Annotated in this window: 13 protein-coding genes and 2 riboswitches; of the genes, 12 read left to right on the top strand and 1 reads right to left on the bottom strand. The window is 42.2% G+C overall.

The annotated features are described in order from the left end of the window. The first annotated feature begins 82 nt into the window (after window positions 1-82). A complete protein-coding gene (locus BA1_RS03355; protein ID WP_008355734.1) occupies window positions 83-628 on the top strand; it encodes a sigma-70 family RNA polymerase sigma factor in 546 nt (181 codons plus the stop codon). Continuing rightward, entirely contained in the window at window positions 597-2,042 is a 1,446-nt protein-coding gene (locus tag BA1_RS03360) for a DUF4179 domain-containing protein (protein WP_008355736.1), read from the top strand. The genes BA1_RS03355 and BA1_RS03360 overlap by 32 nt, the downstream gene beginning before the upstream one ends. 20 nt (window positions 2,043-2,062) lie before the next feature. Here BA1_RS03360 and BA1_RS03365 read toward each other — a convergent pair whose 3' ends face one another. Further along, window positions 2,063-3,250, bottom strand: a complete 1,188-nt coding sequence (locus BA1_RS03365) for an MFS transporter (protein ID WP_008355738.1) — start codon at window positions 3,248-3,250, stop codon at window positions 2,063-2,065. A 100-nt stretch (window positions 3,251-3,350) separates the two neighbouring features. On the opposite strand from BA1_RS03365, the gene BA1_RS03370 reads away from it, so the two are divergent. The 10 genes from BA1_RS03370 to purB all read left to right on the top strand — a co-directional run bounded on the left by BA1_RS03370 (window position 3,351) and on the right by purB (window position 12,049). After that, entirely contained in the window at window positions 3,351-4,247 is an 897-nt protein-coding gene (locus tag BA1_RS03370) for a LysR family transcriptional regulator (RefSeq protein WP_008355741.1), read from the top strand. Window positions 4,248-4,362: 115 nt separating this feature from the next. Continuing rightward, window positions 4,363-4,464: riboswitch (purine riboswitch) on the top strand. Window positions 4,465-4,609: 145 nt separating this feature from the next. Continuing rightward, on the top strand, window positions 4,610-5,935 hold the full coding sequence (locus BA1_RS03375; RefSeq protein ID WP_008355742.1) for an NCS2 family permease: 1,326 nt from the start codon (window positions 4,610-4,612) through the stop codon (window positions 5,933-5,935). Window positions 5,936-6,461: 526 nt separating this feature from the next. Continuing rightward, window positions 6,462-6,623 (top strand): hypothetical protein, encoded by a 162-nt coding sequence (locus BA1_RS19250; RefSeq protein WP_167358855.1) that lies wholly within the window; start codon window positions 6,462-6,464, stop codon window positions 6,621-6,623. Between the two features lie 18 nt (window positions 6,624-6,641). Beyond that, entirely contained in the window at window positions 6,642-6,824 is a 183-nt protein-coding gene (locus BA1_RS03380; protein ID WP_008355746.1) for a YezD family protein, read from the top strand. Window positions 6,825-7,035: 211 nt separating this feature from the next. Beyond that, window positions 7,036-7,827, top strand: coding sequence for a hypothetical protein (locus tag BA1_RS03385; protein WP_008355748.1), 792 nt, complete (start codon window positions 7,036-7,038; stop codon window positions 7,825-7,827). Window positions 7,828-8,032: 205 nt separating this feature from the next. Further along, entirely contained in the window at window positions 8,033-8,587 is a 555-nt protein-coding gene (locus BA1_RS03390; protein WP_008344300.1) for a DUF2179 domain-containing protein, read from the top strand. Further along, a complete protein-coding gene (locus tag BA1_RS03395) occupies window positions 8,584-8,784 on the top strand; it encodes an NETI motif-containing protein (RefSeq protein WP_008344299.1) in 201 nt (66 codons plus the stop codon). The genes BA1_RS03390 and BA1_RS03395 overlap by 4 nt, the downstream gene beginning before the upstream one ends. A gap of 79 nt (window positions 8,785-8,863) precedes the next feature. After that, a riboswitch (purine riboswitch) is annotated at window positions 8,864-8,965 on the top strand. 168 nt (window positions 8,966-9,133) lie between these two features. Beyond that, a complete protein-coding gene (purE, locus tag BA1_RS03400; RefSeq protein ID WP_008355750.1) occupies window positions 9,134-9,622 on the top strand; it encodes a 5-(carboxyamino)imidazole ribonucleotide mutase in 489 nt (162 codons plus the stop codon). Further along, window positions 9,615-10,757: a 5-(carboxyamino)imidazole ribonucleotide synthase gene (purK, locus tag BA1_RS03405; protein WP_008355752.1), complete on the top strand. Its 1,143-nt coding sequence runs from the start codon at window positions 9,615-9,617 to the stop codon at window positions 10,755-10,757. The genes purE and purK overlap by 8 nt, the downstream gene beginning before the upstream one ends. Beyond that, on the top strand, window positions 10,754-12,049 hold the full coding sequence (purB, locus tag BA1_RS03410; protein ID WP_008355754.1) for an adenylosuccinate lyase: 1,296 nt from the start codon (window positions 10,754-10,756) through the stop codon (window positions 12,047-12,049). The genes purK and purB overlap by 4 nt, the downstream gene beginning before the upstream one ends. The last annotated feature ends 24 nt before the right edge of the window (window positions 12,050-12,073 follow it).

Below are 12,073 nucleotides of genomic sequence, written 5' to 3' on the forward strand. Positions count from 1 at the left end.
TATGCTAAGTAAAAGAAATTTCTATTTGTTGAAACCGTTTGTGAGAAAGTGTGCTCTAACAGGTGTAGGAGGTGTGGATGAGATGAAGCAAATGCGTCTAATTAAAAAAGCACAAAAAGGGAATGTCCCGGCATTTGAGACATTAATGCTGATGTATCAAGAGCGTTTATATAAAACGGCTTTTCTCTACACAAGAAATAAAGAGGATTCGTTAGATGCTGTTCAGGAGACGGTCATTAAAGCATTTAAGCATCTATCGGGCTTAAAAGAACCAGCCTATTTTTCTACATGGCTGACTAGTATCTTGATTCATACGATTTTTGCGATGAAGAAAAAGCAGCAAGATGTTGTTCCGTTTGAACAGCACCATGAGAGCGTTGAGCGGCATGATTTTTTGGAAGACAAGCTCGATTTAAAAAATGCACTAGATGTGTTAGATGAGCAATATCAGCTCGTGATTCAGCTGTTTTATTTTCAAGATTATTCGATTTCAATGATTTCTGAACAGATGGGTGTGCCCGAAGGAACGGTCAAAACTCATTTGTATCGAGCAAGAAAGTTATTAAAGCAAACGTTGGAGAAGGAGGAGAGAGTCGATGGAACGAAAAGAAATGAAAAAGCTTTATGAAGAGATTGAAGTACCAAAAGTTGAATTGACCTCTGCAATTCGTCAAGCAATGGGAGATGTGAAAGCGGAAAAGAAAAGACATTGGTTCATATGGAATTGGAGAACGCCAATATATTCTGCCATCGTACTAATCGTTCTTTATTTTTCATCAGGCTTCCTTTTTCCTTCTCTTAATACAGCGATGGCTCGAGTGCCGTTTGTTGGACAGTTATATATGATGTTTCACGATAAAGTAGGAATGTCTCTTTTTCAGAGTGAGTTGGTGAAGCATGTCAATGAGGGGGCTGAATCAAGAGGGGTTACTGTGAAAGTAAACAGTGTGTATTATGATGCTGGGCGGCTTGTTTATACGTTTACTGTGGAGAACTTTCATACAAAAGAAGATTTTATACCGATCAACATTGATTCAGATCAGATCAATGAAAATTTCCAACCAAATACAAGTGGTCCAGAGTTGAAAAAACTAAAAGATGGTCGATATGCTGGACGAATAGAATTCTATACAAATGGACAAATGATTAAGCAAGGTCAAAAAGCACAACTCGTGATTTCGAAAATTGGAGATATTGTAGGGAATTGGCGCTTTGAGTTACCTGTGGTTAAGCAAAAAACCACCTTATTAGCAGGACAAAAAGAAGTATCTATTTTAAATGGACGTTATCAAGTGAAAGATATCAAGGTGGAAAATGGAGTGAATTCCTCTGTGATTCAATATGCGATTGATTACAATGGTGTCGCAAAAGATGATGATATCACTTTAGATAGCATGAGAGTTAATTTGGGAAATGAGTACAGGCTTATGAATGGAGTAACATTAAAGGAAAAACAACTTTCAACTGAAAAAACTAGACAAAATGCTTTGACCATTTTGGATAAGCCAATTGCTTCAAACACTACTGAACTGACATTTTATCTAAATGGGATATATGAACATGAAGAAAGCAAAATCATTTCACTTAAGAATAAGCTGCCTATTCAGTTCAAAACAAAGCACCATGGAATTGGGATCAAGATCAATAAAATAGAGCAAAAAGGGCGTTCTGTAACAGTTGATTATCAATTTACGGGAATAGACCAGGGAAAATTAGATGAGGATGTGATGAAAAGTGTCGGTGCATCAATTGGATTAGGCGACTTTAAAAAAATGAAATCATGGCCTGACCCTGAAGCAGATTATGAGAACGGATATTACTTGAAGGGGAACAATGCAAAAGTGACCAATTTAAAGACAGCTTCTATGCAATCCACCTTTGAATTTGATGTGAAGGAGTTAGACAAATTATCATTAAACCATTTTTCATTTAAGGATTATGGGCTTTATCTTAATTTGTCAGATTTGAATTTGTTGGCACCACATAAAGATATCACTGTAACCATTCCAGTCAAAAAAGAAACTTCAAAAGCTAGTCGATAAATAAGCGAGAGCGAACATGGTTATACATGTTCGCTTTTTGTTTGTTGATGCACCAGTCGATTGCGGTTGAACGAATACCCAATCAACATTAGCGCCACAAGGCTTGCTAACCCGCCAATCCAGCTTAAATTTGTTACGTTTGTATATTGGATTATCACGCCGCCTATTGACGATCCGAGCATCATGCCGATGTTCATGACCGCTGTATTAAAACTTAGCACGGTTTCCGATGCTTGGGGTTTCAGGGAGATCAGATAAAATTGTTTCGCTGGTGTTGTCGTCCATGTTGCGGTGCCCCATATGGCGAGCGTGATGAAGACGCCAACTATAGAGAATTGTGTAAAGGATAACGCAAAGAGAGTGAGCATCTGAACCGTGATGCTGATTGCAATGGTTCGATTTGGTCCCCATTGATCGACGGCGAAGCCGCCAAAGCGTGAGCCAATAAAAGCAGAAATTCCTAAGATGAGCAGGGCAATGCTGATCATGTCAAGAGTAAATCCGGCCGTCTGCCGCAATAATGGCGAGATATAAGCAAATACCATTGTATATCCTAAAATCCAAAAAGCTGTCGTGGCTAAACCACTTAACACCCTGCGGTCTTGAAGAATTTGCATTTGCTGTTTGAATGGCACATGGGAATGTCCCTCCATAGGCGGTAATAATCGATACAGAAGAAACAAGAGACAAGCGGTCCCTATTGCAATGATGAGAAAAATGGCATGCCAATCTACATATCCTGATAAAAATGTTCCAATCGGTACACCGAGTACTAGTGATACTGTAAATCCAGTGATCACCGTTGCCATCGCACGTCCCTTTTTTTCTGGCGGGGCGAGCTGCGCTGCATGATTCGTTGCAAGCACAATATATAAGCCGCCACTCATGGCCATCATGACCCGCGAAAGCATGAGCAGCATGAAATGATGGCTGAAAAAGGCAAGCACATTACCTGCTATAAACATGGAAATCGCCGATAAAAGAACTTTTTTTCGATTCAATTTCGATGTGGCCATGACTAAAAAGAGGGCACCCACGGCATAAAAAAGAGAATAGATGGTAATGAGCTGTCCCGCAACCGGGATGGAGATGCGCAGATCGTCAGAAATGATGTCCAGTATGCCTGATACGACGAATTCTGAAGTACCTGTGACGAAAGAACCGACGGCTAAAAGAAATATGAGCAATGGATAAGATGTACTTTTCATTTTGAACCCTTCCTTTATGTTGAAACGTTGTGTTCATTTTAAATTGCGTGCTAACATAAGTAAAATTGATATTTTTCATGAAGGAGATGAGTGAATACTCATGAGTTTTGTTCGTTTCGAAACAATGGCAAAGGTGATCGAGCTAGGCAGTTTTACCGCTGCAGCTGAAGCATTAAATATGACGCAGTCTGCCGTGAGTCATGCGGTGGCAAGCTTAGAGACGGAGTGGGGCGTGTCTTTATTCATTCGTGACCGGAAAAAGGGTATCATGCTGACAGACATCGGTCGAACCCTGCTCCCTCATATAAGAGAAGTGTTAAATAGAGTGGAGAAGATTCAGCAGGAAATTGCGCTGACGAAAAATATTGAAACAGGCTTAATTCGGATTGGAACCTTTGCCAGTGCATCGGCTTGTTTATTGCCGAAACTGCTTGTGAGCTATCAGAAAAAGCATCCGAAAATTGAATTTAAGTTCTATGAGGGGACATATGAAGAAATATTGGAGTGGCTTCATTCCGGCATTATTGATGTTGGTTTTGTTGTAAAAGGTGAAGCGGATGAAGCATTTGATCTGCTGCCACTGATTCAAGATGAAATGGTGGTCGCCTATCATGAAAATCATCGTTTTCAGCAGCAACCGATTGTAGAGATGGCAGAGTTAGCGGATGAACCGTTTATTATGCCAACTGGCATGTATCAATCACATGTAGAGGATATTTTTTCAAAGGCGCACATCAAGCCGGCTACTTTATTTGAAGTGCACGACTGTACGACCATTGCCCGTATGGTTGGGGAAGGGCTCGGTGTGACGATAGGTCCTAAGTTATTCTTGAAAACGCAGCAGCATGTGCAGATTAGTCAGTTGAATGTGGCGCATCATCGTGAGGTGGCGCTTGCCTGTCCAGCGCTTACACATGCTTCCCCGGCAGTAAAAGAGTTTTTCCATGTAGCTGAATCGGTTTTTGCAAAGGATAGGAATTCAGTGAAGGGTGTATAAAGAACTAGATGTGATTTTCCAAATTCGTGTAATAAGACGAATGAAGCGGACATTTCTTTCAGAAATGTTCGCTTTTCGTATTGTGTTTTAAAAATGAAGTTGGTACAATAGACACAGAAATCAAATAGATAGAAGTCGTATAATCGCGGGGATATGGCCCGCAAGTTTCTACCAAGCTACCGTAAATGGCTTGACTACGTCAATTCACACTCGTTTGATATAAATCATGCATTGTTCTTGTTTGATGTCACGGTCTGAATTCACATTGTAGTCAAGCGTCCCAAAAACTGTTGGGGCGTTTTTTATTTGACTTGTGAATGGGGCAGACTAAAGCAAAAGGACATGAAGGGAGTCAGTTGGCTTTGAAACAGTTTTTTCAGTTTGATGAGTTAGGTACAAATTATCGCAGAGAGATCATCGGCGGTTTAACGACCTTTTTGTCGATGGCCTACATCTTGTTTGTCAATCCGATCACACTTGCTTTAGTAGCAGTACCGGATTTTCCAGATAAATTACGAATTGATCAGGGGGCTGTCTTTACAGCTACGGCGTTAGCTTCTGCGGCAGGGTGTTTCCTGATGGGGTTAATCGCCAGGTATCCGATTGCGATTGCACCAGGTATGGGACTGAATGCGTTTTTCGCTTTCTCGGTTGTTCTTGGTATGGGAATCTCATGGCAGGCAGCACTTTCAGGTGTTTTTGTTTCAGGATTAATTTTCGTTGCTCTTTCTTTAACAGGTTTTCGTGAAAAAATCATCAATGCCATTCCGGCTGAGCTGAAGCTGGCTGTTGGTGCAGGGATTGGTTTGTTTATTACGTTTGTGGGTCTACAAGGCTCTGGTATTATCGCCAATAATGATAATACGCTCGTTTCAATTGGAAATATTCATAGTGGCCCTGTGCTGTTAACGGTGTTTGGGATTGTTGTAACCGTCATTTTAATGGTTCTTCGAGTGAATGCAGGTGTCTTCATTGGGATGCTTGTGACAGCCATTGCTGGAATGATCTTTGGTCTTGTGCCAGTTCCATCTCAAATTATCGGAAGCATTCCAAGCTTGTCTCCAACCTTTGGCCAAGCCTTGATTCACTTGCCAGATATTTTCTCCATTCAAATGCTTATTGTCATTTTAACGTTCCTATTCGTTGGGTTCTTTGATACAGCTGGTACACTTGTGGCTGTGGCAACGCAGGCTGGTTTAATGAAAAATAATGAGCTGCCGCGTGCAGGAAAAGCACTGCTGGCGGATTCTTCTTCTATCGTCGTCGGTTCTATTCTTGGAACATCAACAACGACGTCTTATGTTGAATCTAGTTCAGGTGTTGCTGCGGGTGCCCGCTCTGGTTTTGCAGCCGTCATGACAGGTATTTTCTTCTTACTTGCGATGTTCTTCTCGCCGCTTTTATCTGTCGTGACACCGAATGTAACGGCACCTGCTTTAATCATTGTTGGTGCACTGATGGTAGCACCGCTTGCGAAGATTGCATGGGATCGTTTTGAGATTGCGGTACCAGCCTTTTTAACCATGATTATGATGCCACTCACATACAGCATTGCGACAGGGATTGCGATTGGCTTCATTTTCTACCCGATCACTATGATCTTTAAAGGAAAAGCAAAAGAAGTGCATCCAATTATGTACGGATTGTTTGTCATCTTTATTCTATACTTTGCTTTCTTAAATCATTAATCATTCGTCTGAAACAGCAGCTCACGGAAGCTGCTGTTTCAGCGTGTAGACAAACCCTCGCATTCTTTGTCAGTCCTGCGTGCCGGTGCTCACGAATGTCAAATTCGCTCCGCGCCGGTACTCGTCCTTCCTAGACTGCAAAGGTTTTCATGTCACGCTGAAAAGAAGACAAAGGGCTAAAATAAAGTTCATTTTAGCCCTTTGTCAACAATTTTCAAATTCGCTCCGCGCCGGTACTCGTCCTTCCTAGACTGCAAAGGTTTTCATGTCACGCTGAAAAGAAGACAAAGGGCTAAAATAAAGTTCATTTTAGCCCTTTGTCAACAATCTGACAGCAGCTCATGGAAGCTGCTGTTTTTTTGTAGGAAAATTTTAAAAACATAGTTGACTTATAGGAATTATCTGTTTATGATAAAAAGACATAATTCGCTGATTGGATCACCAAAGGCGCTTTGATTTCCTTTTTCAATAGAAGGTTTCAGAGTGCCTTTTTTTCTTTGATTGATGAAAAAGGGGAGGGGATGTCTTGTCACGCTGGCTTAGGCAGGTGATTGAGCGGAAAAAGCAGGATTTGATTGAGAAGCTCCTGTTATGGGGGCATGAAGAAAAACAGGAAGCACTCATGCATTATACGATTCATGAGTTGGAAAATGAGGTTCTCTATTTAAAAGAACGAAAGCAAAAGTAGTGGGATGGGGGATGAGCGATGGATGAACAAAAGCTGAATTTTATTTTATCTGCCTTAAAAGGCATTGAATACGGATCGGTGGTGATCACCATCCACAATGGACAAATTACACAAGTCGATACAACAGAAAAGACCCGTTTCCCTACTCATCAGGAGAATCTTCGGGTACAGAAAGCAAAGAGGAGTCACTATCGTTCATGATGAGCTCATACAAGCTGATGCAGTCATCAGCTTTTTTGTTTTGTCTTATTTTCTCTCCATTTAAAACCTCTGCCGTCTTTTATCCGTCTATTCGTATGAAGGACAAGGAATCTTGACTGAATCGAAAGACTCCGCTACTTTAATAGGAGTCATCCGAACAGGTCATTCGTTGAGCCTGTGCGGATTGTGTTGGGATAGGAGTTGATATGAGATGTTAGAGAAAGATCAAGAGCAGGTCACATCTGAAACGAAAAACGAAGAGCCATCAATAGATCAAGAAACAAGGCAATCCCGCCTCAGCCGCAGCGCAGCAAAACGAGGGAGAAACGCAAAGACAGCGGATGATGAACGTTCAGCCCTTCAGCGCATGATGAGAGGTGTTGGAGGTGCTTTTCAGCGCTATAGCTCATATGGGCTTGCGATGTTAAAATCACCTAGTCATGCTATAAATCAAGCGGAAACTTTACGCTTGAAGTACGCTTGGATTTCAATTGTGTTGTTCAGCGTGTTTTTTGCTTTAGGCAACTATGTTCAATTAAAGGCGTCAAAGACTCGTTTATTAGGCTTTGGCATTCATTATTCTTTTGGTGATGCCTTTTTGAAGGTAGCGGTCTTTACACTCGTTCTGTTGACACTCATGGTGCTGACGGTTTGGGTGCTTGGTAAGTACATGCTCAAAGGGAACATATCGCTAAAAGTAGTGATCATGAAGTTTGGTGCTGCGCTTGTACCAGTTTTGGTTTTATCCATCCTTTGGCTTGTATTTGCCATGCTGAATATTCCATATGTGACGGTCATTTTATCTGTGATGATGTTTGTCGGTCTCCAATTAATTGCAGTGGTGCTCTTTCGTTCGATTCAATCAGCGCATGAAGCTGATCGAGGGGATTTGATGTATGCTGGCTGGGTCTTTTTATTGGTTGAGCTGGTCATCATTGCACTGCTGTGGGGCATTGTCGGAGAATATTTGATTCCTTCGCTTGTTCCTGTTCAGTTTGGATAAAACAGGCTCAAAACCTCCTTTGGTTAAAAAGGAGGTTTTTTCATGTTGAGAAGGGGGAAAAGCGGGTAAACTCTTGGTAACATAGACCACCCTTGTTGTCGAAAGATATATGTGTTTTTCTCGTGCAAATTTGATTGTATCAAGGTTTGTTCTCTAGTAGAATATGGGGTGCTTTATTTGATTTTTAGTGCAGGGGGTTCGAATCGTGCTTCAACAACTTTTATCCAATGCGTTCACCATGGTTTTGATCATTTTAGTGATTAACATTGTCTATGTCTCTTTTTCCACTATGCGTTTGATTTTAACAATGAAAGGCAGAAGGTACGCAGCCGCCTTTGCTGGTACAGTCGAGATGCTGATTTATGTCATTGGTTTGAGTATCGTGTTAGATAATTTAGATCAAGTCCAAAATGTCATTGCGTATGCGCTAGGCTATGGGATTGGGATTATTGTCGGGATGAAAATTGAAGAGAAGCTGGCACTTGGCTACATTACTGTGAACGTGATTACAAAAGAAATAGATCTAGATCTCCCAAAGCAATTGAGAGAAAAAGGATATGGTGTCACCAACTGGGTAGTAGGAGGTCTTGAAGGAGACCGGTCAGCGATGCAAATTTTAACACCGAGAAAATATGAACTGCAATTATATGAAACGATTAAAACGCTTGATTCAAAGGCGTTTATCATCTCGTATGAGCCCAAAACGATTCATGGCGGCTTCTGGGTGAAGGCCGTGAAGAAAAGGAGAATTAAAGAATGACCGCAAAACCAAAGAAAAAGAAATTCTACGTGGAAGACAACATGACGATTGATCAAGTGTTGTCTCAGATGGCAGAGGAAGGCTACTCGCCTGTCCGCCGAATGGAGGAGCCGATTTTTCAGGAAAAGAAGGAAAATGGGTCGATTCAGATCATTCCGATTGGTAAAAAAATCGTATTTGAGGGAAAAATACTCTAAATCCGAACATTAAAACGACGACTTCATAGATTGTTCGATAAATCCGTTGACATCATGAACATCCGTTGTTAAGATAAACATGAAATCAAAACACGAACCTCATATAATCTTGGGAATATGGCCCATAAGTTTCTACCCAGTTACCGTAAATGACTGGACTATGCAGGATAGTGAACAAAACTGACATGGCGTTTCAAAAGCGAACAGCGCTTACCATGGCCCGGTTTGTGTTGCTTCCTAACAATGCAATACAAACCGGGTCTTTTTGTTCGGCGTTTGACAAGCTACTTAGGTTTGGGAAGCGTGTCAAACGATACAAAATCGAATACAGCTTAAAGGTGGGGACAAAATGAAGCCGCTTGTAGGTGTCATCATGGGAAGTACATCTGATTGGGAAACAATGAAAAATGCGTGCGATATCTTAGAGGAACTAAACATTCCGTATGAAAAACAGGTTGTCTCTGCACACCGGACACCTGATTTGATGTTTGAATATGCGACTGAAGCAAGAGGCAAAGGACTCAAGGTCATTATTGCCGGTGCTGGAGGCGCAGCACATTTACCGGGGATGGTCGCAGCGAAAACGACACTGCCGGTCATTGGTGTGCCCGTACAATCAAAAGCATTAAACGGGATGGATTCCTTATTATCCATCGTTCAAATGCCAGGCGGTGTACCTGTTGCTACAGTAGCGATTGGCAAAGCCGGTGCAACAAATGCAGGCCTGTTAGCCGCACAAATGATTTCAGCATTTGATGAAGCCGTTGCAGCTCGCCTTGAAGAAAGAAGAGAGCAAACAAAACAGACTGTACTAGAAAGCAGTGATCAGCTTGGCTAAGCAGACCCTTTTTCCAAACGCAACCATCGGTATCATCGGCGGCGGACAGCTTGGCAGATACATGGCCGTCAGTGCAAAGCAAATGGGCTACCGGGCAGCTGTCCTAGACCCTGTGACACAATCTCCTTGTGGACAGGTTGCAGATACGGAAATTACAGCCGCATACAGTGACCTTGAAGCGATAAGGCAGCTGGCGGACATCAGTGATGTGGTGACATATGAATTTGAAAATATTGATTATGATGCACTCAATCAGCTGAAGGAAGAGGCGTATTTACCGCAAGGAAGCGACCTTCTTCTGTTAACTCAAAACCGTGAAACGGAGAAAAAAGGGATTGTAGACGCAGGCTGTGAAGTAGCACCTTATCGCATCATTCATGATCAGAAAGAGCTAGAAGCCGCAATAGATGTACTTGGATTGCCAGCTGTGCTGAAAACATGCAGAGGCGGTTACGACGGTAAAGGACAATACGTCATCAAAGAGAAGGATCAGCTTCATGAAGCTACTGCACTCCTCACTCATGGGACGTGCATTTTAGAAAGCTGGGTCCCATTCCAAATGGAACTATCCGTGATTGTGACGAGGTCTGTTCATGGGGAAATTGCGGTATTCCCAGTTGCTGAGAACATTCATCAGCACAATATTTTATTCCAAAGCATTGTGCCTGCAAGAGTAGACGGCAGCATTCAGGAGAAAGCAAAAGAGCTGGCAACGACACTCGCTGAAAAACTTGGATTAGTCGGTACGCTTGCTGTAGAACTGTTCCTGACAAATGAAGGAAAGCTGATCGTTAATGAATTGGCACCACGCCCGCATAACTCTGGACATTACACACTTGATTTATGTGAGACGAGTCAGTTTGAGCAGCACATTCGCGCCATATGTGGTTTGCCGCTTGGCGGTACAGCCCTTTTATCAGAGGGAATGATGGTGAACTTACTTGGCGATGAAGTGGATATCCCAAAAGAGCATCCTGAGCTTTTAAAGGAAGCGAAGCTTTATCTATATGGCAAGCATGAAGTGAAAGCCGGCCGCAAAATGGGACATATGACGTTTATGAAAAAGCTCGATGATGAATGGATGACAAACATCACAAAGATATGGACTGAAAGAGATGGAGGAAACGGGAAATGATCGAACGTTACGCACGACCAGAAATGTCAGCAATCTGGACAGAGGAAAACAAATTTAATGCATGGCTTGAAGTAGAAATTCTCGCTTGTGAAGCTTGGGCAGAACTTGGCGTTATTCCGAAAGAAGACGTTGTGACAATGCGCAAGAATGCAAGCTTTGATATTGGACGTATTTTAGAGATTGAACAAGACACGCGCCACGACGTGGTTGCCTTTACGCGTGCTGTATCTGAATCTCTAGGAGAAGAAAGAAAGTGGGTTCATTACGGGTTAACCTCTACAGACGTAGTGGATACGGCGCTTTCATATCTATTAAAACAGGCGAACGATATCTTGCTCAAGGACATTGAGAGATTTGTTGACATACTAAAAGAAAAAGCAAAAGAGCACAAATATACAGTCATGATGGGCCGTACACACGGTGTACACGCTGAACCGACAACATTTGGCCTGAAGCTTGCTCTTTGGTACGAAGAAATGAAGCGTAACTTAGAACGTTTTAAACAAGCAAAAGCTGGCATCGAATACGGTAAAATCTCTGGTGCTGTTGGCACATATGCGAACATTGACCCGTTTGTTGAGCAATATGTATGTGAGAAACTTGGCATCAAGGCTGCACCAATTTCAACCCAAACCTTGCAGCGTGATCGTCATGCCGATTACATGGCAACTCTTGCATTAGTCGCTACAAGCATTGAGAAATTTGCTGTTGAAATTCGCGGTCTTCAAAAGAGTGAAACACGTGAGGTAGAAGAATTCTTCGCAAAAGGACAAAAAGGATCATCTGCTATGCCGCATAAACGGAACCCAATCGGCTCTGAAAATATGACGGGGATTGCCCGCGTCATCCGTGGATATATGCTGACTGCTTATGAAAATGTACCGCTTTGGCATGAGCGTGATATTTCTCATTCATCTGCTGAGCGCATCATTTTACCAGATGCAACGATTGCACTGAACTATATGCTAAACCGTTTCTCCAATATTGTGAAGAACTTGACGGTGTTCCCTGAGAATATGAAACGCAACATGGACCGCACACTTGGCTTGATCTACTCTCAGCGTGTTCTTCTTGCACTTATTGATACAGGTATGGCACGTGAAGAAGCATATGACACGGTTCAGCCAAAGGCGATGGAGGCTTGGGAAAAACAAGTACCATTCCGTTCATTAGTAGAAGCAGAGGAGAAAATCACTTCACGCTTAACACCTGAACAAATCGCTGACTGCTTCGATTACAACTATCACTTGAAAAATGTCGATATGATTTTCGAACGTCTAGGTCTTGCGTAAGAAATGGGCCGCCTGCTAGTCAGG

The sequence above is a fragment of the Bacillus xiamenensis genome (genome assembly GCF_000300535.1).
GTDB lineage: Bacteria > Bacillota > Bacilli > Bacillales > Bacillaceae > Bacillus > Bacillus xiamenensis.

Bases quoted from the DNA above. Each gene is read 5' to 3' on its own strand.
- BA1_RS03355 (WP_008355734.1), top strand. From the start codon at position 83: ATGAAGCAAATGCGTCTAATTAAAAAAGCACAAAAAGGGAATGTCCCG.
- BA1_RS03360 (WP_008355736.1), top strand. From the start codon at position 597: ATGGAACGAAAAGAAATGAAAAAGCTTTATGAAGAGATTGAAGTACCA.
- BA1_RS03365 (WP_008355738.1), bottom strand. From the start codon at position 3,250: ATGAAAAGTACATCTTATCCATTGCTCATATTTCTTTTAGCCGTCGGT.
- BA1_RS03370 (WP_008355741.1), top strand. From the start codon at position 3,351: ATGAGTTTTGTTCGTTTCGAAACAATGGCAAAGGTGATCGAGCTAGGC.
- BA1_RS03380 (WP_008355746.1), top strand. From the start codon at position 6,642: ATGGATGAACAAAAGCTGAATTTTATTTTATCTGCCTTAAAAGGCATT.
- BA1_RS03385 (WP_008355748.1), top strand. From the start codon at position 7,036: ATGTTAGAGAAAGATCAAGAGCAGGTCACATCTGAAACGAAAAACGAA.
- BA1_RS03395 (WP_008344299.1), top strand. From the start codon at position 8,584: ATGACCGCAAAACCAAAGAAAAAGAAATTCTACGTGGAAGACAACATG.
- purE (WP_008355750.1), top strand. From the start codon at position 9,134: ATGAAGCCGCTTGTAGGTGTCATCATGGGAAGTACATCTGATTGGGAA.
- purB (WP_008355754.1), top strand. From the start codon at position 10,754: ATGATCGAACGTTACGCACGACCAGAAATGTCAGCAATCTGGACAGAG.